We start from the raw sequence: 19,648 nt of genomic DNA, 5'->3' as shown, positions 1-19,648 counted from the left end.
CAAGGTGATCTAATGCGGAATTTCCTGTCCAGCTCTCGGCTGCTTCCCTTCCTCGCGCTCGCGTTGTCGCTTCTTGCGGTGACACGGTCTGCGGCGCAGACCGCCGAGCCTACAGCGGCGGGCCTCTGGCAGAAGGTCGAAGACGGCAAAACAGTCGGATGGTTCCTCTTCGTCGACCACAACGGCATCTTTGAAGGCGTGATCGCAAAAACCTTCCCGCGGCCAACCGACGATCCGAACGAGGTTTGCTCCAAGTGCACCGACGATCGCAAGAACGCGCCGGTGCTCGGCATCTCCTTCGTCCGCAACATGAAGCGCGAAGGCTTGAAGTACGAAGGCGGCAACGTGCTCAATCCGCGCGACGGTCAGATCTGGAAGGCCAACATGAAGGTCAGTCCTGATGGCCAGACACTGACGCTGCGCGGCTATCTCGGCATCGCGTTGCTCGGCAAGGACGAGACCTGGACGCGCCTGCCGGATGCCTACATGGCCCAGGTCGATCCTGCCATCGTGGCAAAATATCTCCCTGCGCAGGCCGCTGCCACGAAGCCGGCGGCACCCGCGACGAAAAAGGGCGGCGCGATGATGGCGCCGGCGCCCAAGCAGTAAGGGCGTCCCTCGCGCACTGTGCCGCCTGGTCGGCAGTACCTCCACACATCATCATTCCTCGTACTGGCGGGGAAGACGGAAAGTCGGCGGCGGCCATATCCGCCGAAAGACGAACGCGCCGCGGGCCCGCTCCAGTAGTTGCCCGGAATGCAAGCTGGCGCCGGATTTGCATAGCTATCCGCAAAGCTGCTGGGGGAACGAGTCGCTGCCTTCACGCCTTTCGCCGAGCCGCGGAAGGCGGTCGGCGCGCGTTGTCCCCCCGCGGCGATCATGTCGACCCGCGGAGACGATATGCGACTTGTAAGATTGTGTGCGCCGCCATTGCTGGCCCTGACAGCGCTCTTGGCGACATCGGCGCTGGCGCGCGACGACGGGCGCTATGCCAACTCGCCGTTAAAGCCCTGGTTCGAAAGCCTGCACAGCGAATTCGGACAGTGCTGCTCCGACGCCGACGGCTACGTCATTGCCGACGTCGACTGGGAGTCCGATCGCGGCCGTTACCGCGTCCGCATCGACGACGAATGGGTGTTGGTGCCCGACGGTGCGGTGATCACTGTGCCGAACAAGATCGGCCGCACCATGGTGTGGAAGCACTATATCGACGGCCATCCGCGCGTGCGCTGCTTCATGCCGGGCAGCATGACGTAGACCCGCGTGTCATTCCGGTCGGCGCTGGGCGCCGAACCCGGAATGACAAAGCGAAGCTTAGTGCGCCTGGTTTTCCGAACCCGCGCTCGCGAGCCGCTTGACGCGCGGGGTCAGCACCGAAACCTGCGCGGGCGAGGCGGGCATGCCGGCGACGATCATCGCAGGGCTTGCCGACTGCTCCTCGACGCCGGCGCCGCCGAGCACCTGCACTTGCGTCGCCGAGATCGGAAACGAGGTCACTTCGTAAGAGGGAAGCTCGCTGGCAAAGGCACCGGCCGAGCTTGCAATCATGGCGCCGGCAAAGGCAATCATCGCGAGAACACGCATTGGAAAATCTCCGTGGAAGATGTCAATCGGAGGTTTGGTCGCGTCGATGCCGGGCCAGGTTCGCTCGTGTGCGAACATTCGCATTGCCTTCGGGGCAGATATTGATTGCTTGACGCGAAGGGACGAAACGCGGACGAAGTTTTTCCGCGCCAATGTTTCCGGACGGTTTCGCGGAACCGCCGATGCACCCTGCCTAACGCTCTTGCAGATCAAGCTGGGGAGATTTGACCGGGGCGGCGGCCGCGGGAAAGCGCAGGCTCATCGTCGTGCCGCAGCCGGGCGCGGAAGAGACGAACGGTTGCGCGCGGCGATTACGGACCTGATCACGCGCAGCCTGCCTGTCACGCTGGGCGACATGCACCTGATCGACAGTCAGTGAGGCCGGCTCGCCAGCCTCAGGTCACCGGCGCCGGATTGAACAGCGTGAGGTCGTTGTGGATGCCCCAGCGGTCCGACCACGGTTTTGCGCGGCCGCTGGCGACGTCAAGGATCAGGCGGAACAGGTCCCAGCCGGTTTCCTCGATGGTCTTCTCGCCGGTGGCGATGCGGCCGGCGTCGAAGTCGATCAGGTCCTTCCAGCGGCGGGCGAGCTCGCTGCGGGTGGCGACCTTGATCACGGGTGCGGCCGCAAGGCCGTAGGGCGTGCCGCGGCCGGTGGTGAAGACTTGCAGCGTCATGCCGGAGGCGAGCTGGAGCGTGCCGCAGATGAAGTCGGACGCGGGTGTCGCCGCGAACAGCATGCCCTTCTGCGTCGCTTTCTCGCCGGGCGAGAGCACGCCGGTGATGGCAGACGATCCGGACTTGACGATCGAGCCCAGCGATTTCTCGACGATGTTGGCAAGGCCGCCCTTCTTGTTGCCGGGCGTGGTGTTGGCGCTGCGATCGGCGCCGCCGCGGGCGAGATAGGAATCGTACCAGGCCATCTCGCGCACCAGCGCGCGGCCGACGTCCTCGTTGATCGCGCGCCGCGTCAGGAGCTGGATGGCGTCGCGCACCTCGGTGACTTCCGAGAACATCACGGTGGCACCGGCGCGAACCAGGAGGTCCGCGGCGAAGCCGACGGCGGGGTTCGCGGTGACGCCGGAGAAGGCGTCGCTGCCGCCGCATTGCAGGCCGATGACGAGATCGGAGGCCGGGCAGGTCTCGCGCTTGCGGGTGTTGAGCACCTTCAGCCGTGCCTCGGCCCGAGTCATGATGGCATCGACGATGGCACCAAAGCCGTCGAAGGCTTCGTCCTGCATGCGCACGATGGCATCGCTGACGCCTTCCGGTACCAGCCGCTCGGGCGCGAGCTTCTCGCAGCCGAGGCCGACGACCAAAATCTCGCCGCCAAAATTCGGGTTGAGCGCGATGTTCTGCAGCGTGCGGATCGGCACCACAGCGTCGGGCGCGGTGATGGCGACGCCGCAGCCATAGGCGTGCGCCAGCGGCACGACGTCGTCGACATTCGGGTACTTCGGCAAGAGCTCGGCGCGGATGCGCTTGACCGCATACTCCATCGTGCCCTTGACGCATTGCACGGAGGAGGAGATGCCGAGGATGTTCTTGGTGCCGACCGAGCCGTCGGGATTGCGATAGCCCTCGAAGGTGAAACCTTCGAGCGGCGGCAGCGGCGCCGGGACGGCGGTCGAGATTTCGAGCTTGTCGAGGACAGGGGCCTCCGGCATGCGAATGCGGGCTTCGTCCACCCATTCGCCGGCCTGGATCGGCGACAGCGCGTAGCCGATCACCTCGCCATAGCGGACGATCGGGGCGTCTTGTGCGATGTCGACCAGCGCCGTCTTGTGCCCCTGCGGCACGAAGGTGCGCAGCGTCAGCCCGCAGGCAAAGCGGGAGCCGGCGGGAAGCCCGAAATCATTGACGACGATCGCGACATTGTCGCGCTCGTTGAGCTTGATGTAGCGAGGCTGCTCTTTCGCTGCGACTGACTGGTCCATCTGCTCTTGCCTCAGAAACTGAATCGTAGGGTGGGCAAAGGCGCAACGCGCCGTGCCCACCATGCTTCACACCGAAGATAAGCGGTGGGCACGCTTCGCTTTGCCCACCCTACGATATCTACGATATCGGCCTATCAACCCGGATTGGTATAGGCCGTCTTCACCGCAGTGTAGAACTCGCGGGCATAGGAGCCCTGCTCGCGGGCGCCGTAGCTCGAACCCTTCCGGCCGCCGAACGGCACGTGATAATCGACACCGGCGGTCGGCAGATTGACCATCACCATGCCGGACTCGCTGTTGCGCTTGTAGTGCGAGGCGTATTTCAGGCTGGTAGTGCAAATGCCCGAGGCGAGGCCGAACTCGGTGTCGTTGGAGATCGCCAGCGCCTCCTCGTAGCTCTTGGCGCGGATCACGGCAGCGACGGGGCCGAAGATTTCCTCACGCGCGATGCGCATGTTGTTGTTGACTTCGGTGAACAGCGCCGGCTGGAGGTAGTGGCCGGGCGTTTCGCGCTTGAGCAGCTCGCCGCCCCACGCAAGCTTGGCGCCCTCGTCCTGGCCAATCTTGATGTAGCGCAGGTCCTGGTCGAGTTGGCTCTGGTCGACCACCGGGCCGATATGCACGCCGGCCTTGAGCGCGTCGTCCACCGACAGGCCCTTCAGGCGTTCGGCCATCGCCGCGACGAAGCGGTCATGGATGCCTTCGGTAACGATCAGGCGCGACGAGGCGGTGCAGCGCTGGCCGGTGGAGAAATAGGCGCCGTTGACGGCGACCTCGACGGCGGTCTTGAGGTCGGCGTCGTCGAGCACGACCAGTGGATTCTTGCCGCCCATCTCGAGCTGGAATTTCTTCATCGGGTTCGACAGCACGCAGGCCTGCGCGATCTTGCGGCCGGTCTGCACCGAACCGGTGAAGGAGATCGCCGCCACATCCGGGTGGTCGAGCAGAGTCTGGCCGACCACGGAGCCGGAGCCGACCACGAGGTTGAACACGCCGGCGGGGATGCCGGAGCGGGTGATGATCTCGGCGAGCGCATGGCCAGAGCCGGGCACCAGCTCAGCCGGCTTGAACACCACGGTGTTGCCGTAGCAAAGCGCGGGCGCGATCTTCCAAGCGGGGATTGCGATCGGGAAATTCCAGGGCGTGATCATGCCGACGACGCCCACCGGCTCACGGGTGAGCTCTACGTCGAGGCCGGGACGCACCGAGGCGCCTTTCTCGCCGATCAGGCGCAGCGCTTCACCGGCGAAGAACGCGAAGATCTGGCCGGCGCGGGCGACCTCGCCGATGCCTTCCGGCAGCGTCTTGCCTTCCTCGCGGGCGAGCAGGCGGCCAAGCTCTTCCTTGCGGGCGAGGATTTCGAGAGAAACCTTGTTCAGCGCGTCATAGCGCTCCTGCGGCGTCGAGCGCGCCCAGGTGGGGAAGGCGGCCTTGGCGGCGGCGATCGCCTTCTCGGTCTGCGCCTTGTCGGCCTTGGCATATTCACCGACGAGGTCGTTGGTGTTGGAGGGGTTGATGTTCCTGGTGACGCCGGAGCCGTCGACCCATTCGCCGCCGATGAAGTTCTTCAGGATTGCCGTCATGTATTCCTCCTTGTTCAAGGGGCATGATCCTATCGGAAAACCGGTGTCCACTTTTCCGGGATCATGCCTGAAGTTTCTTAGCGCACGAGGCAGGGACGCTTGTCGTCGAAGGTCCAGCCGGGGATCAGGTCCTGCATGGCAATAGCGTCATCACGGGCGCCAAGTCCATGCTGCTTGTAGAGGTCATGCGCGGCGTCGATGGCCGCCCTGTCGATTTCGATACCCAGGCCCGGCCTATCGGGAACGGCAATCTTGCCGCCCTTGATCTGAAGCGGCTCCTTGGTGAGCGCCTGGCCGTCCTGCCAGATCCAGTGGGTGTCGATCGCGGTCACCTTGCCGGGTGCAGCGGCGCCGACATGGGTAAACATGGCGAGCGAGATGTCGAAATGGTTGTTGGAGTGCGAGCCCCAGGTCAGGCCGTTGTCGCGGCAGGTCTGGGCGACGCGGACCGAGCCTTGCATGGTCCAGAAATGGGGATCGGCCAGCGGAATATCCACCGCACCGAGACGCAGCGCATGGGAAAGCTGCCGCCAGTCGGTGGCGATCATGTTGGTCGCGGTCGGCAAGCCCGTGGCCCGGCGGAACTCGGCCATGATCTCGCGGCCGGAGAAGCCGGCCTCGGCGCCGCAGGGGTCCTCGGCGTAGGCGAGGATGCCGTGCATGTCCTCGCAAAGCCTGACAGCCTCATCGAGCGACCAGGCGCCGTTCGGGTCGAGCGTCACGCGCGCGTTGGGGAAGCGCTTGGCAATCGCGGTGACGGCCTCGATCTCCTGCTCGCCGCGGAGCACGCCGCCCTTGAGCTTGAAATCGGCGAAGCCGTAATGGTCGTGGGTGGCTTCCGCGAGCCGCACCACGGTCTCGGGCGTCATCGCCTCCTGATGGCGGAGGTTGAACCACTCGGCCTTGCCGGTCTCGCCGTTGACATAGTCGAGCTTGGATTTACGGCGGTCTCCAACGAAGAAGAGATAGCCGAGCGTCTCGACGCTCTTGCGCTGCTGGCCTTCGCCGAGCAGCGCCGCGACCGGCAGGTTGAGATGTTGGCCGAGCAAATCGAGCAGCGCGGATTCGATCGCCGTGACCGCGTGGATCATGACGCGCAGGTCAAACGTCTGCTTGCCGCGGCCGTCGGCATCGCGGTCGGCGAAGGCGGTCCGGATATCGGCGAGGATGTTGTTCATCGCGCCGACGGTCTTGCCGATCACGAGATCGCGGGCGTCCTGCAGCGTCTGCCAGATCTTTTGTCCGCCCGGCACCTCACCGACGCCGGTGTGACCGGAATTGTCGGTGAGGATGACGATGTTGCGGGTGAAGAACGGCGCATGCGCGCCGCTCAAATTGAGGAGCATGCTGTCGCGGCCCGCGACCGGGATCACCTGCATCGCCGTGACGACCGGTGCGCCAGAGATCTCCATCTGGGCCATCGCACGCTCCTCCTGTTGTCGTCCGTTATTCTGCCGCCTGTTGTGTCGAACGGATGGCGGGCAGATTCTTCACCAGCGCGGTCAGTTCCGCCATCTCCTGCTCGGTGAGATCGGTGAGCGGCGGACGGACCGGACCGGAATCGCGGCCGATCACTTTCATGCCGGCCTTGATGATCGAGACCGCATAGCCCTTCTTGCGGTTGCGGATCGCGATCAGCGGCAGGATGAAGTTCTTCAGGCCGGCATGGATCGTCTCATGGTCGCGCTTGCGCACGGCGGCGTAGAAGTTGGTGGCGAATTCCGGCACGAAGTTGAACACGGCCGAGGAATAGGTCGTCACGCCCATGTCGAGATAAGGCAGCGCGAAGGTCTCCGCGGTCGGCAGGCCGCCGATATAGGTCAGGCGGTCGCCGAGCTTGGTGTAGACGCGGGTCATCAGCTCGATGTCGCCGATGCCGTCCTTGTAGCCGACGAGGTTCGGGCAGCGCTCGGCGAGACGCGCGAGCGTGTCGGGCTGGAGGATGGCGTTGTCGCGGTTGTAGACGATCACGCCGATCTTCACGGCGGCGCAGATCGCCTCGACATGGGCGGCAAGGCCCTCCTGCTCGGAATGGGTGAGATAGGGCGGCAGCAGCAGCAGGCCATCGGCGCCGGCCTTCTCGGCGCCAATGGCGATCTCGCGGGCGATCGCGGTGCCGTAGCCGGTGCCGGCGAGCACGGGCACGCGGCCCTTGGTCTCCTCGACGGCGATCTTGACGATTTGCGGAACCTCGGTCGGCGTCAGCGAGAAGAACTCGCCGGTGCCGCCGGCGGCGAACAGGCCGGCGACGTCATAGCCGCACAGCCAATCCATGTTGGCGCGGTAGGTCGCCTCGTCGAAGGAGTAGTCAGCCCTGAACGGCGTGACGGGGAAGGACAGGAGGCCCGATCCGATCTTCTGGGCCATTTCCTGCGGGGTCATCTTGCTCATGGGCGCGGCTCCCTTCTTGCGTGTTGTGGAGGACGCAAGCCTGCGCGTCCATGCGCCGGTGTTTAGGAGACCGTTCGATGCGCGTCCAAGCCAAAGCCTATATCGACTGATGCAGATTGAGTATCAATCCTCCGCCACCTCCACCGAGGACAATTCACCAGCGATTTTGACGAGGGCCGAGAGTAACGGATTCTCGTCGTCGCGGCGCCAGACCATGAAGAGCTCGACGGGAACGCGCGTACGCAGCTTCAGCGGCCGCAGCCGCACGTCGGCGATCTTCAGGCTTGCCGCCGCCGCCGGCACGATGGCGAGGCCGAGGCCGGCACGCACCATGGCGAGGATCGAGTGGATCTGGCTGAGATGCTGGACGTAGCGCGGCAGCACGTCGGCGCGGGTGAACAGCGCCACCAGCAGATCGTGGAAGTAGCGGCTCTCATAGGGCGAATACATCACGAAGGGCTGGTCGTCGAAATCCTTGATGGTGATGGTCTCCGCATTCGCCAACGGATGCTTCTTCGGGATCGCCGCGAGCAGGGGCTCGGCGACGACGCGGCGGCTGGCAAGCTCGGGCCGCGCGATCGGCGGCCTGAGCAGGCCGGCGTCGATCTGGCCCGAGGTCAGCGCCTCGAACTGGTCGCCCGACACCATCTCCTTCAGTGAGAAGTCCACCTCCGGCAGCTTGGCGCGGCAGGCGGCGACGAGCTCAGGCAGGAAGCCGTAAGCCGCGGCGGCCGTGAAGCCGATCTTCAGCGAGCCGGTCTTGCCGAGCGCGATGCGGCGGGCGACTTGCGAGGCGCTTTCCGCAAGCTTGAGGATGCGCCGTGCCTCCGGCAGGAAGCTGCGCCCCGCAGGCGTCAGGCGCACCGAGCGGCTGGTGCGCTCCAGAAGCGGCGCATCGATGATGTGCTCGAGCACCTGGATCTGCCGGGACAGTGGCGGCTGCGTCATGTTCAGCCGCGCGGCGGCGCGGCCGAAATGCAGTTCCTCCGCCACCGTGACGAAACAGCGGAGCTGGTTGAGGTCGAACATCGATACATGCCTTAGATGGATAAGGCGTTTCCCCGGCACTTCTAGCATCGATCACCCCCAAAACAAAGACGGCGGCTGGGAAGCCGCCGTTGAGTTGCGTGGTCAAGCTCCCATGGAGCCCTCAGGAGGAACTTTTGAGCGTCACCCGCTCGATCTTGCCGACGACCACGAGATAGGCGAACGCCGCCACCAGCGCGTTGAGGCCGACGAACACCAGTGCGCCGTTGAACGAGCCGGTCGCGGCCAGGATGTAGCCGATCACGATCGGCGTGGTGATCGAGGAGAGATTGCCGAAGGTGTTGAACAGGCCACCGGAGACGCCGCCGGCTTCCTTCGGCGAGGTGTCGGAGACGACCGCCCAGCCGAGCGCGCCGATGCCCTTGCCGAAGAAGGCGAGCGCCATGAAGCCGACCACGAGCGCCTGTCCGTCGACATAGTTGCAGGCGATGATCGACATCGACAGCAGCATGCCGCCGACGATCGGCATCTTGCGCGCCATGGTCAGCGAGCCCGTCCTGCGCAAGATGGCGTCGGAGATGATGCCGCCGAGCACGCCGCCGATGAAGCCGCACAGCGCAGGCAGCGTCGCGACGAAGCCGGCTTGCAGGATCGACAGGCCGCGCTCCTTGACGAGGTAGACCGGAAACCACGTCAGGAAGAAATAGGTCAGCGTGTTGATGCAGTACTGGCCGAGATAGACGCCGAGCATCATGCGGTTGGAGAGCAACTGGCGGATGTGGTCCCAGCCGGAGCCGGCCCCGGGGGCACGCTCGCGCAGCAGATCGTCCTTGGGCGCGTCGAGATCGACCAGCGCGCCGCCTTCCTTGATGTAGTCGAACTCGGCGTCGTTGATCGAAGGGTGCTCCTTCGGGCCATAGATGCTCTTGATCCAGACCAGGCCCATGACGATGCCGAGCGCGCCCATCACGAAGAACACGAAGCGCCAGCCATAGGCGTGCGCGATCCAACCCATCAGCGGCGCGAAAATCACCGTCGCGAAATACTGTCCCGAGTTGAAGAACGCCGACGCGGTGCCGCGCTCATTGCCGGGAAACCAGGCGGCGACGATGCGGGCGTTAGCGGGGAAGGAGGGCGCTTCGGCGATGCCGACCAGGAAGCGAAGTGCGAACAGCACAAGAACGGCGGTGCCGGCGCTGAAGAAGCCGACCCAGCCCTGCATCATCGTGAAGATCGACCAGACGATGATGCTGAAGGCATAGACGAGGCGCGAGCCGTAGCGGTCGAGCAGCCAGCCGCCCGGCACCTGCGCGATCACATAGGACCAGCCGAACGCCGAGAAGATGTAACCCATGGCGACGGGATCGAGGTGCAGCTCCTTGGAGAGCGCGGGGCCTGCAATCGACAGCGTGGCGCGGTCGGCATAGTTGACGGTGGTGACCAGGAACAACATGGTCACGATGAACAGCCTGACGCGAGACCTCTTCACGTCCGCTGCGGACACCACTGCGCTCATCACGCGCCTCCTTAGAACTCGAACATTTCCTCAAGGCGACTCCTAGAGGCGCGCGCGGCAAAGTGTCCAAGTTCAAGGCAGTATCGATCGATGCCGTTTTTGGATTGATGGAACGGCGGGTGAGGGGAACGATCGTGAGGGCGGCGAGATGCTAACTCCAAGCTCGTCATTGCGAGCGCAGCGAAGCAATCCAGAATCTTTTCCGGAAGGACTCTGGATTGCTTCGCTGCGCTCGCAATGACGGCGAGGAGAGAGTTGATCTTCGCTTCTACTGCCGCGCACTCGGTAGCAACTGTGGCAGAAATCCGCGCGTCACATCCGGCGGAGCGGCGTCGAGGCCGAGCACGGCGCTCGCGGCGGGCAGTGCGGCATCCGCCATCGCAGCGTGGCCCTCGGCGCTTGGATGCACGGCACCGCCATAGACGGCGGAGAGCACGCCCCAGGTCGCGTCGTGGATGTCCGTCGGCTGGCTCGCGGCCGGCAATCCTTGCGGATAGGTCATCGCGGCAAAATAGCTGTCGTTGGCGTCGCGGATCCAGCGTGCGCGCGGCAGATAGGCGCGGTATTCCGAAGCGCCGCGCCCGCACAGCATCGGCTGGCTCGCCGCCGTCACGATGTCGGGATTGAAGCTCTGGCCGTTCTCGGCAAAGCAGGTGCGGTCGAATTCGGGATCGTTGCCCGAATGAGCGCAGAAGCCGTGATCGGCGAACGCCGCCTGATGCGTGTCGACGAAGGTCATGCGATCGGCTTCGGGATCCCGGCAGAGCGCGCCGCGGGTGCAGGTGGCGAGCCCTTTCAGCTGCGGCAGGAATTCGGTGTCGACGAAGGTCGAGACGCGGGCCAGGCGCTGCGGATCGGCGTTGAAGGACGGATGGATGTCGAAGCCAGCGCGGCCGCCGCGGCAGGGCACGCCGCCATCGGCGAGCGCCGGGTTGGCGTAGGAGACGTAGACCACGTGCGAGAGATCGCCGCCGACCAGCGGCTTCAGCGCCTCGCGGAGCTTGACGAAATTCTGCGGCAGCTCGCGCGCCAGCGCATCGCGGGAATCGTCGACGCTCGCCATCACGCCGGAGCGACGGAACAGCGCGCGCTCGGTCGCGGTGTCGACGATGACGTCGGCGACGAGACCGGAAAAATAGACGTCGTTGGCGCCGACCGACAACAGCACGAGATCGAGCGTGCGGTCGGGCTGGCGCTTCTTCGCCGCGGTGAGCGCTTCGCGCAGCTCGGCGACCTGCGCGTTCACGCTGGTGTTGCAGACGCCGGTCTTGCCCGGCGGACACTCGCGGGCGCGCTGCGAGCCGAGCAGTCCGTCGCCGATGCTGGCGCCGGTGCAGGCGAGCGGCAGGAACGTCACGGCGATGTGGGTGTAACGCACCGCGAGCGCCAGCGCGGTGCGGGCCTGATAGCTGTAGAGCGAGCGGTGGCAGGGCGCGTTGAACCACAGCGCACTGTAGCGTTGCCAGTTGGCGAGCGTATCCGGCGCCTCGCAGGCGCGGCCACCCTTGAAGCCGTGGCGGCTCGGCCGGTAGTACTGCGCCCCGGCGGTACCGAGATAGGAGCGGAAGCAAAAACCTTCGTCCGACAGCGCCAGCGGCCGGTCCGGATTGCCTTCGCCGGAGGCGATGCTGTCTCCTAAGCCGGCGACGAAGATGTCGCGGACCTGGATCTCGGCCTGGACCCGCTGGGTCGGATCGGAGCCGGAGGAGACGTCGACGGTCGCGACCGTCTGCTTGCCGTAGCGGACGCGCAAATTGACCGGCTCGGCGCAGTCGAAGGTCGAGGCTTGCGGCCCGTCGCCATCGTCGAACGACCAGGCGCAGGTGGCGCCGACCGGCACTGCGCCGACGAGGCGCACGGTGACGGGATGGTCGATCGGGGTGAGGTAGTTCTCCTTGACGTTGTCGCGGGTGCAGGGCTGGTTGACCCGGCCCTGGAGGTCGATGCAGAGCCGGTTGACCATGTTGCGGGCCCAGCCGCGGCCCTCGCTCTGAAGCTCCAGCGACTGCTCGGCGGCCAGGATGCTGCGGTTACGCGCATTCTCGACATGGAGCAGGAAATCGCGCTCCTCGCGGAACAGGCGGAAGCGGTTGCGCACCTCCCAACTGATCTGCATGGCGCCGGCGTCCTGCGCGGCGGCGCGCTCGAGCGGCAAGGCGGATAGAATCCCGGCAAGCAGCAGGGCGCCTGCGGAGAGGATGCGAAAGGGAAGAGGAACCATGGTCCGCGTGTTCAACGGCAAAGTTGGGGCGGAAATAAGAGAGGATTGCTGTCCCGCCCGCAACCTTAGTCTGACGCTCCTGCTGACCCGCCTATCGCTTGCCGGCCTGCCGCAGCGTCCGCTCGCGCTCCATCGCGGCCACCTGCTGGGGCAGGTTGGCCTGGGCGCAGGCCTCCGCCAGCCGTCGCCGCTCCTGCCACGGCGCGACCACGTTCATCCAGAGTTCGCGCGCGCCCATGATGGAGATGGCGAGACCGAACGGGATCACGAAATAGAGAAGGCGGAACACCAGCAGCGTCGCCAGAAGCTGCTCGCGGCCGAATTCGGGCAGTGCTAACAGCATGGCGGCATCGAACACGCCGATCGAGCCGGGCGCGTGGCTGGCAAAGCCGAGAAGCGTCGCCAGGATGAACACCACGGCGAGCGACATGAAGTCGATTGGCGGATTGGCCGGCATCAGCAGGTACATCGCCGTGGCGCAGAAGCCGAGATCGACCACGCCGATCAGGATCTGCACCAGCGTCAGCGGCGTCGAGGGCAGCACCACCTTCCAACCCTTCTGGCCGAGCTCGCGCCGCTTCTCGCCCATGCAAAGCCAGACCAAATAAGAACCGATCGAGGCGAGGCCGCCGAGCGCGATCAGCCGGTTGATCGACGACGGCAGCTGATCCATCGCGGACGCCGCATCCGGATGGATGGCCATGCCGATCGAGAGCACGAAGATGTTACCGAGCCAGAAGGTCAGGCCCGACAGGAAGCAGATCTTCGCGACGTCGATCGCGTTCAAGCCGTAATCCGAATAGATCCGGAAACGGATCGCGCCGCCGGTGAAGACGGTGGCGCCGATGTTGTGGCCGATCGAATAGGACGTGAAGCTGGAGAGCGCCGCGATGCGATAGGGCACGTGCTTCTTGCCGATCGTTCGCAGTGCAAAAAAGTCGTAGAAAGTCAGGGTGCAGAACGCGAAGAAGACGCAGATCGCCGCCAGCCCGATACTTCCGCGGGGAATCTCGGTCAACGCCGTCAGGATGACCCCGGTATCGATGCCCTTGAGGGTCCGCACCAGCGTGGTGACCGCGAAGGCGATGATGCAGACGCTCGCGGCAATGCCGAGCCGTCGCCAGCCGATCCATTTATTGAAGCCGCGTCTCAGCGCGGGCAGCAGTCCGTGCATTCATCCTCCCGGCGGGGGGCAAGACCGATCCAGCCAGGTATTGGCAAGTCGGGTACGATGACGGCCAAAGATAGGCGTCGATCGGTTGGCATGATCCAGCTCATTTAAGGCAAAAACAGCGGCTTGTGCAGCCCTTGACAACAATAGGTTCTGCGTTGGACCGGCCACTTTTGTCATATGTGGTTCACATCTGACGCGCGTTAAGCATATGAGTCGCGAAACGCGGTTCGGACGGCGCATTCATGTTCAAGAGGATGGTTTCAAATCCTGCCGCCATCCGCGTTGTTCCAGCGCAAAGCGATGGGCGTTTTGGAACGTCGATACCGCGCGCTCGTTGGGCCCCATCAGCAGCCGAACATGGCGGAATAATGGGGCCTTTCGTGCAGGCCGATACCGCCGTGTTCCCGAAACCGAGAGGACCGGAACGATGGGACTGTTCACAAAAGACATCAAAACCATGAACGACCTGTTCGTGCACCAGCTCCAGGACATCTATTACGCCGAGCAGCAGCTCACCAAGGCGCTGCCGAAGATGGCAAGCAAGGCCACCGATCCGCAGCTGAAACAGGGCTTTTTGACGCACCTCGATGAAACCAAGCAGCATGTCACGCGTCTCGAGGAGGTGTTCAAGATGCACGGCATCGCCGTGAAGGCGGTCGACTGCCCGGCCATCGACGGCATCATCGAGGAAGCCGACGAGACAGCCGGCGAGGTTGCCGACAAGGCCGTGCTCGATGCTGCGCTGATCAATGCGGCCCAAGCCGCTGAGCATTACGAGATCGCCCGCTACGGCAGCCTGATCGCCTGGGCCAAGCAACTCGGCCGTAACGACTGCGCGGCGGTGCTTGCCAAGACACTCGAGGAAGAGAAGGCGACCGACAGGAAGCTGACCACACTCGCCGAGAGCAAGGTAAATCTGCGCGCGGCGAGCTGATGAAGGTGGTAGTCAACGAAGCGCCGCGCGATGGTTCGCGCGGCGCTTCTGCTTCTTCACTTCCGCTGTTGTCCTCCGCGAAGGCGGGGCATCCAGTACGCCGCGGCGCCGATTGGGTTTCATAAATTCCGTTGCGGAGTCCTGGATCGCCCGATCAAGTCGGGTGATGACACCGCGGATATCGCGGGCTTTGCGCGGACACTACCTCACGTCCATCCTTCGTCCATTATCGAAACATGATAGCGGGCTGGATGGGTATATTTCGCATGGGGCTGCAATCGAGGTGGCAGCATGCGAGCAAGCACCATCAAATATCAAACCTTGGACAATGCGCGCGCCGCGTCGCGCAGCGGCTCGCATCTTGCAACCTCCCTCACGCTTGCCGCGATGAGCCTCGGCTACGGCGTGGTGCAGCTCGACGTCACCATCGTCAACACCGCGCTCGATGCAATGGGCAGGGCGCTCGGCGGCGGCGTTGCCGAGTTGCAATGGGTGGTCAGCGCCTACACCATCGCGTTTGCCGCTTTCATCCTGACGGCCGGCGCGCTGGGCGACCGGATCGGCGCCAAGCGCGTCTTCATGGCGGGGTTCGCCATCTTCACCGCGGCCTCGCTCGCCTGCGCGCTGTCGCCCAATGCGGTCGTGCTGATCGCAGCACGGCTGGTTCAGGGCCTGGCGGCGGCGATCCTGGTGCCGAATTCTCTTGCGCTGCTCAATCATGCCTATGCGGACGACCGCGAGCGTGGTCGCGCCGTTGCGGTCTGGGCCGCCGGAGCAAGCCTTGCGCTCACCGCCGGCCCCTTTATCGGCGGCGCGCTGATCACGCTGGTCGGCTGGCGCGCGATCTTCCTGGTCAATCTGCCGATCGGGCTCGCCGGCCTGTGGCTGAGCTGGCGTTACGCCAGCGAGACCACGCGGGCGCGCTCGCGCGAGATCGATCTGCCCGGCCAGCTGGCCGCGATCGGTGCGCTGGGCACGCTCGCCGGTGCAATCATCGAAGGCGGGGCGCTCGGCTGGGACCATCCAGCCGTGATCGCAGCCTTTGTCGGAGCCGCCGTTCTCGCCGTGCTCTTCGTTTGGCGCGAGAGTCGCGCGGCGCAGCCGATGCTGCCGCTGTCGTTGTTCGGCCACCGGCTGTTCACGCTGACCTCGCTCGTGGGGCTGCTGGTGAACATCGCGATCTACGGCCTGATCTTCGTGCTCAGCCTGTATTTCCAGAGGATCAACGGGCTGTCGGCGTGGTGGACCGGGCTTGCCTTCGTGCCGATGATGGCGGCGGTGCTGCCGGTCAATCTGCTGGCGCCGCGTCTTTCCGAGCGCATCGGCCCGTGTCCGACCATCGTCGTCGGCGCCTGCATCTCGGCACTCGGCTGTCTCGGCCTGCTCTGGATCGAAGCCGGGACCAGCTATTGGACGATCTGCGCGCAGACGATCGCGATCAGCGGCGGGCTCGGCCTCCTGGTGCCGCCGCTGACGTCGACGCTGCTCGGCAGCGTCGAGAAGGCGCGTTCGGGCATCGCGGCCGGCGTCCTGAACGCGACGCGGCAGACCGGCAGCGTGCTCGGCGTTGCTCTGTTTGGTTCCTTGGTGGCGTCGGACCGTGCGTTCATGACGGGGCTGTATTTGTCGCTCGTTGTTTCGGCGGCCGTCTTGCTGATCGCCGCCGGCGTGATCGGAATCGGTGCGCCGGCGCGAGGATGAACAATGTGAGCGAACGCACACATCTCCTATTCACCATTCCCCGAACAGGTTTGTAGCCAGTTACCGATCATCCATCTCTGTCGGGTCAAGTGCCGGTTGATAGGGGCCGGCAATGTATCAAGTTCTCTTTTGTCTTACCGACGAGCACGATTGGCGACTGGTCGCGCTTGGCGGCGCAGTGTGTCTGCTCGCCAGCGCGGCGGCGATCAGCTTGTTTCAGCGCGCACGCGCGACGCACGGCCCCGCGCGTCTGGCCTGGATCGCCCTGGATGCCGCCGTCAGCGGATGCGGCATCTGGGCGACGCATTTCATCGCGATGCTCGCCTACGGGCCGGGCGGCGCCGGCGCCTACAACATCCCAGTGACGCTCCTCTCCTTGATCCTTGCGATCTCCGTGAACTTCGTGGGGCTAAGCATCGCGGTATCGTCCTCGCGCCCGGTGTGGATCGCCCTTGGCGGCGCGATCGTGGGCAGTGGTGTAGCCGCGATGCATTACACCGGTATGGCGGCGCTGGAGATACCGGCACGGGTGGACTGGATCGGAAGCACGGTCGCCGCCTCGGTGCTGTTCGGAATCGTCTTTGCCGCCTTCGCATTGTTCATCGCCGCGCGGCGCGACGACCTCTCCCATGCACTGACGGCGACCACGCTGCTGACGGTCGCCATCGTCGCGCATCATTTCACCGCGATGGGCGCGGTGCTGCTGACGCCGGATCCGACGCGCGCGATCAGCGGGCTTTCCATCCCGCCGGCCTCGCTGTCCTTCCTCACCGCCAGCGCCGCGGTCGCCATCATCGCGATTGCGCTCGTAGCCGCGCTGCTCGACCGCCGCGCCAAGGGCGTACTGGGGCGCCAGCAGATTGTGCTGGACAGCGCGCTCGAGAACATGTCGCAGGGACTGTGCATGTTCGACGCGGACGGCAAGATCATCCTGTTCAACGAGCGCTATGCCGCGATGCTTCGTCGTACCGACATCCTGCTCACCGGCCGCCTTCTGGTCGACGTGCTCAGGGAAGAGCAGGCCAAGGGCCAGTGGCAGGGCGACGCGGATGAATTCTTCGCTCGCCTCGTCGCCGACGCGCGCGAGGGCCGCACCACGACTGACGTCGTCAACCGGTTCGGCCGCTCCATCCGCGTCGTCAATCAGCCGATGCAGGGCGGCGGCTGGGTCGCGACCTTCGAGGACATCACCGAATGGCTGGAGGCGCAGGCCAAGATCTCGCACATGGCGCGCCATGACGCACTGACCAGCCTGCCGAACCGCGTGCTGTTCCACGAACAGCTCGAGCAGGGACTGCGTCGGACCAATTCGGGCGACCAGCTCGCTGTGCTTTGTCTCGATCTCGATCACTTCAAGGACATCAACGACTCGCTCGGCCATCCCATCGGCGATGCGCTGCTGAAGGAGGTCGGCCGCAGGCTGAAGACGACCGTCGGCGAACACGATACCGTGGCGCGGCTCGGCGGCGACGAGTTCGCGGTGGTCCAGATCGGACGTTCCGAGGAAACCGCTGCGAGGTCCCTTGCCGGGCGCCTCGTCGAGGTGATCTCGGCACCTTATGAGATCGACGACCATCAGATCGTGATCGGAGTCTCGATCGGCATCGCGCTGGCGCCGCAGGACGGCAACAATCCGGACGAACTCCTGAAGAACGCGGACCTCGCGCTCTACCGCGCCAAGGCGGACGGCCGCGGCACCTATCGCTTCTTCGAGACCGGCATGGATGCCCGCGCGCAGGCACGGCGCCTCCTGGAAATGGATCTGCGCGCGGCGCTGCAACGTGACGAGTTCGAAGTGTACTATCAGCCGATCCGTGACGTCGCGAGCGGTCGCGTCGTCGCTTTCGAGGCGCTGCTGCGTTGGAACCACCCGCAGCGCGGGCTGATCGCGCCGATCAGCTTCATCCCACTGGCCGAGGAGACCGGACTGATCGTTCAGCTCGGCGAGTTCGTGCTGCGTTCCGCCTGCACGGACGCGGCCACCTGGCCCGACGATGTCGACGTCGCCGTCAATCTCTCGCCGGTGCAGTTCAAGAGTCCGAACCTCATCGCATCGGTGACCGAGGCGCTGGCCGCCTCGGGACTCGATGCGCGCCGCCTCGAGCTCGAGATCACCGAATCGGTGCTGCTTCAGAACAGCGAGGCGACGCTGACGACCCTGCACGAGTTGCGCGCCATGGGCGTGCGGATCTCGCTCGACGATTTCGGCACCGGCTATTCGTCGCTGAGTTATTTGCGCAGCTTCCCGTTCGACAAGATTAAGATCGACCGCTCGTTCGTGTCGGAGCTGGCGACGCGCGAGGATTCCATGGCGATCATCCGCGCAGTGACCGGCCTCGGCCGCAGCCTCGGTATCGTCACGACTGCGGAAGGCGTCGAGAACGACGCGCAGCTCGAGCTGCTCCGGCGCGAAGGCTGCACCCAGGCGCAGGGCTATCTGTTCAGCAAGCCGCGGCCTGCTTCCGATGTGGCGATGATGCTGGACGGCCCGCGGCTACGCGCGTCGGCTTGATGGTCTAGCCGCGGCGCAGTGCGAAATGCGCGCCGCAAAATGCCATCACGGCGCCGAGACACAGCGCAGCGAGCCCGGTCAGCACGCTCGAGACGGTCGGGATCGGGGTCGGTGCCGAGGCCACCTGGCCCGCGCCCGCAAGCAGCAGCACGCCGACCGCGATCAGGAATTGGCGCATCCGTTGCGGGATCTGTCCGGAAATCGCGCTCTGCATCATGGTCGCCGTGAAATAGCCGCCGGAAAAGCCGACGGTCGCGATCAGCCACCAGGCGATTGCCGCGCCGGCCGGGATGAACTCATGCGCGTCGGAGCGCCAGAGGCCGCCGAGGTCGAGCCCGTAGCGCGCGCCCAGCATGTGCACCGCGAGCGCGAGCAGCACGCCGGAGATCATTGCAGCGCCGAGAATCAGGCGGCGCGGAAAAAAGGTCGTCTCAGCCATGCCCCGCTTGTAGGATGGGCGAGGGCGGTCGCGCAAGCGGATCGCGAACCGGATCGCGCGGACGGGATTGATTGTCGAGATGCAGGTTTCGGATGCTGGGGCAGTCACGAGCTATGCCTACAAGGCGTCGCTGATCGGCTCGGCACATCGCTTCGAGCTGACGGAGCAGGGGCTGTCCTGGCACGTCGCCGGGCGCTCCGCGGTGTGGCGCTATGACGAGATCAGCGCGATTCGGCTGTCGTTTCGCCCGGTGTCGATGCAGCAGCACCGCTTTCGTGCCGACGTCAGCCACGCCAGCGGTGGGCGTATCGCGATCCTGTCGACGAGCTGGCAGACCGCGGCGCTGATGGCGCCGCAGGACAGCGGCTTTCGCGCTTTTCTCGTCGCGCTGCATGAGCGGATGGCGAAGGCGGGGAGCCGGGCGACGCTGAGCGCGGGCCTCGGCCGCAAGACCTATGCGGCGGTGCTGGCTTTCCTGGCGGTGCTGACGGTGGCGATGGCGGGTCTGTTGATCCGCGCGCTGATGATCGGCGAGTTCGCCGGCGCGCTGTTCATCCTCGGCTTTGCCGCCCTGTTCGCCTGGCAGGTCGGCGGCTTCGTGTGGCGCAACCAGCCGCGGAGCTACAGCTTCGATCAACTGCCCCGGTCCTTGCTGCCATAGACCGATCG

Annotated in this window: 17 protein-coding genes; 7 read left to right on the top strand and 10 right to left on the bottom strand. The window is 65.3% G+C overall.

Going from position 1 to position 19,648, the window contains the following annotated elements; translation table 11 throughout:
• Window positions 1-12 precede the first annotated feature (12 nt).
• Both LRP30_RS27085 and LRP30_RS27080 read left to right on the top strand, forming a co-directional pair.
• The gene (locus LRP30_RS27085) at window positions 13-609 is read left to right on the top strand and encodes a DUF2147 domain-containing protein (protein WP_128932777.1); all 597 of its coding nucleotides are present in this window, start codon (window positions 13-15) and stop codon (window positions 607-609) included.
• 291 nt (window positions 610-900) lie between these two features.
• Entirely contained in the window at window positions 901-1,257 is a 357-nt protein-coding gene (locus LRP30_RS27080) for a hypothetical protein (protein ID WP_249756708.1), read from the top strand.
• A gap of 57 nt (window positions 1,258-1,314) precedes the next feature.
• Here LRP30_RS27080 and LRP30_RS27075 read toward each other — a convergent pair whose 3' ends face one another.
• Window positions 1,315-1,584: a hypothetical protein gene (locus tag LRP30_RS27075; protein ID WP_249756707.1), complete on the bottom strand. Its 270-nt coding sequence runs from the start codon at window positions 1,582-1,584 to the stop codon at window positions 1,315-1,317.
• Window positions 1,585-1,630: 46 nt separating this feature from the next.
• Here LRP30_RS27075 and LRP30_RS27070 point away from each other — a divergent pair, with 46 nt between their 5' ends.
• Window positions 1,631-1,963, top strand: coding sequence for a hypothetical protein (locus LRP30_RS27070; RefSeq protein ID WP_249756706.1), 333 nt, complete (start codon window positions 1,631-1,633; stop codon window positions 1,961-1,963).
• 16 nt (window positions 1,964-1,979) lie between these two features.
• Here LRP30_RS27070 and garD read toward each other — a convergent pair whose 3' ends face one another.
• From garD to LRP30_RS27030, 8 genes are all read right to left on the bottom strand, one after another.
• Window positions 1,980-3,521, bottom strand: coding sequence for a galactarate dehydratase (gene garD / locus LRP30_RS27065; protein WP_249756705.1), 1,542 nt, complete (start codon window positions 3,519-3,521; stop codon window positions 1,980-1,982).
• A gap of 134 nt (window positions 3,522-3,655) precedes the next feature.
• A complete protein-coding gene (locus tag LRP30_RS27060) occupies window positions 3,656-5,104 on the bottom strand; it encodes an aldehyde dehydrogenase family protein (protein WP_249756704.1) in 1,449 nt (482 codons plus the stop codon).
• A 77-nt stretch (window positions 5,105-5,181) separates the two neighbouring features.
• Window positions 5,182-6,525 (bottom strand): glucarate dehydratase, encoded by a 1,344-nt coding sequence (gene gudD, locus LRP30_RS27055; RefSeq protein ID WP_249756703.1) that lies wholly within the window; start codon window positions 6,523-6,525, stop codon window positions 5,182-5,184.
• Between the two features lie 25 nt (window positions 6,526-6,550).
• Window positions 6,551-7,495, bottom strand: coding sequence for a 5-dehydro-4-deoxyglucarate dehydratase (gene kdgD / locus LRP30_RS27050; protein ID WP_249756702.1), 945 nt, complete (start codon window positions 7,493-7,495; stop codon window positions 6,551-6,553).
• Window positions 7,496-7,618: 123 nt separating this feature from the next.
• Window positions 7,619-8,524: a LysR substrate-binding domain-containing protein gene (locus LRP30_RS27045; protein ID WP_128932784.1), complete on the bottom strand. Its 906-nt coding sequence runs from the start codon at window positions 8,522-8,524 to the stop codon at window positions 7,619-7,621.
• 121 nt (window positions 8,525-8,645) lie between these two features.
• Window positions 8,646-9,998, bottom strand: coding sequence for an MFS transporter (locus LRP30_RS27040; protein WP_164940520.1), 1,353 nt, complete (start codon window positions 9,996-9,998; stop codon window positions 8,646-8,648).
• Window positions 9,999-10,266: 268 nt separating this feature from the next.
• A complete protein-coding gene (locus LRP30_RS27035; protein ID WP_128932786.1) occupies window positions 10,267-12,219 on the bottom strand; it encodes a hypothetical protein in 1,953 nt (650 codons plus the stop codon).
• A gap of 91 nt (window positions 12,220-12,310) precedes the next feature.
• Window positions 12,311-13,393, bottom strand: a complete 1,083-nt coding sequence (locus LRP30_RS27030) for a YbhN family protein (protein WP_128932787.1) — start codon at window positions 13,391-13,393, stop codon at window positions 12,311-12,313.
• A gap of 427 nt (window positions 13,394-13,820) precedes the next feature.
• Here LRP30_RS27030 and LRP30_RS27025 point away from each other — a divergent pair, with 427 nt between their 5' ends.
• From LRP30_RS27025 to LRP30_RS27015, 3 genes are all read left to right on the top strand, one after another.
• Window positions 13,821-14,327, top strand: coding sequence for a ferritin-like domain-containing protein (locus tag LRP30_RS27025; protein ID WP_128932788.1), 507 nt, complete (start codon window positions 13,821-13,823; stop codon window positions 14,325-14,327).
• Between the two features lie 291 nt (window positions 14,328-14,618).
• The gene (locus tag LRP30_RS27020) at window positions 14,619-16,028 is read left to right on the top strand and encodes an MFS transporter (protein ID WP_128932790.1); all 1,410 of its coding nucleotides are present in this window, start codon (window positions 14,619-14,621) and stop codon (window positions 16,026-16,028) included.
• Window positions 16,029-16,140: 112 nt separating this feature from the next.
• Entirely contained in the window at window positions 16,141-18,540 is a 2,400-nt protein-coding gene (locus LRP30_RS27015) for an EAL domain-containing protein (RefSeq protein ID WP_249756701.1), read from the top strand.
• A 4-nt stretch (window positions 18,541-18,544) separates the two neighbouring features.
• Here the strand turns inward: LRP30_RS27015 and LRP30_RS27010 are convergent, their stop codons facing one another.
• Entirely contained in the window at window positions 18,545-18,979 is a 435-nt protein-coding gene (locus LRP30_RS27010) for a hypothetical protein (protein WP_128932792.1), read from the bottom strand.
• A gap of 79 nt (window positions 18,980-19,058) precedes the next feature.
• On the opposite strand from LRP30_RS27010, the gene LRP30_RS27005 reads away from it, so the two are divergent.
• A complete protein-coding gene (locus tag LRP30_RS27005; protein ID WP_128932793.1) occupies window positions 19,059-19,640 on the top strand; it encodes a hypothetical protein in 582 nt (193 codons plus the stop codon).
• Window positions 19,641-19,648: the final 8 nt, after the last annotated feature.

The sequence above is a fragment of the Bradyrhizobium sp. C-145 genome, from assembly GCF_023375135.1.
Classification (GTDB): domain Bacteria; phylum Pseudomonadota; class Alphaproteobacteria; order Rhizobiales; family Xanthobacteraceae; genus Bradyrhizobium; species Bradyrhizobium zhanjiangense.
The sequence above is the reverse complement of the archived record's forward strand: the minus strand, read 5'-3'. Positions and strand labels throughout refer to the sequence as shown.

Coding starts and splice junctions, on each gene's coding strand:
- LRP30_RS27085 (WP_128932777.1), top strand. CDS start 13: ATGCGGAATTTCCTGTCCAGCTCTCGGCTGCTTCCCTTCCTCGCGCTC.
- LRP30_RS27080 (WP_249756708.1), top strand. CDS start 901: ATGCGACTTGTAAGATTGTGTGCGCCGCCATTGCTGGCCCTGACAGCG.
- LRP30_RS27075 (WP_249756707.1), bottom strand. CDS start 1,584: ATGCGTGTTCTCGCGATGATTGCCTTTGCCGGCGCCATGATTGCAAGC.
- LRP30_RS27070 (WP_249756706.1), top strand. CDS start 1,631: ATGCCGGGCCAGGTTCGCTCGTGTGCGAACATTCGCATTGCCTTCGGG.
- garD (WP_249756705.1), bottom strand. CDS start 3,521: ATGGACCAGTCAGTCGCAGCGAAAGAGCAGCCTCGCTACATCAAGCTC.
- LRP30_RS27060 (WP_249756704.1), bottom strand. CDS start 5,104: ATGACGGCAATCCTGAAGAACTTCATCGGCGGCGAATGGGTCGACGGC.
- gudD (WP_249756703.1), bottom strand. CDS start 6,525: ATGGCCCAGATGGAGATCTCTGGCGCACCGGTCGTCACGGCGATGCAG.
- kdgD (WP_249756702.1), bottom strand. CDS start 7,495: ATGAGCAAGATGACCCCGCAGGAAATGGCCCAGAAGATCGGATCGGGC.
- LRP30_RS27045 (WP_128932784.1), bottom strand. CDS start 8,524: ATGTTCGACCTCAACCAGCTCCGCTGTTTCGTCACGGTGGCGGAGGAA.
- LRP30_RS27040 (WP_164940520.1), bottom strand. CDS start 9,998: ATGAGCGCAGTGGTGTCCGCAGCGGACGTGAAGAGGTCTCGCGTCAGG.
- LRP30_RS27035 (WP_128932786.1), bottom strand. CDS start 12,219: ATGGTTCCTCTTCCCTTTCGCATCCTCTCCGCAGGCGCCCTGCTGCTT.
- LRP30_RS27030 (WP_128932787.1), bottom strand. CDS start 13,393: ATGCACGGACTGCTGCCCGCGCTGAGACGCGGCTTCAATAAATGGATC.
- LRP30_RS27025 (WP_128932788.1), top strand. CDS start 13,821: ATGGGACTGTTCACAAAAGACATCAAAACCATGAACGACCTGTTCGTG.
- LRP30_RS27020 (WP_128932790.1), top strand. CDS start 14,619: ATGCGAGCAAGCACCATCAAATATCAAACCTTGGACAATGCGCGCGCC.
- LRP30_RS27015 (WP_249756701.1), top strand. CDS start 16,141: ATGTATCAAGTTCTCTTTTGTCTTACCGACGAGCACGATTGGCGACTG.
- LRP30_RS27010 (WP_128932792.1), bottom strand. CDS start 18,979: ATGGCTGAGACGACCTTTTTTCCGCGCCGCCTGATTCTCGGCGCTGCA.
- LRP30_RS27005 (WP_128932793.1), top strand. CDS start 19,059: ATGCAGGTTTCGGATGCTGGGGCAGTCACGAGCTATGCCTACAAGGCG.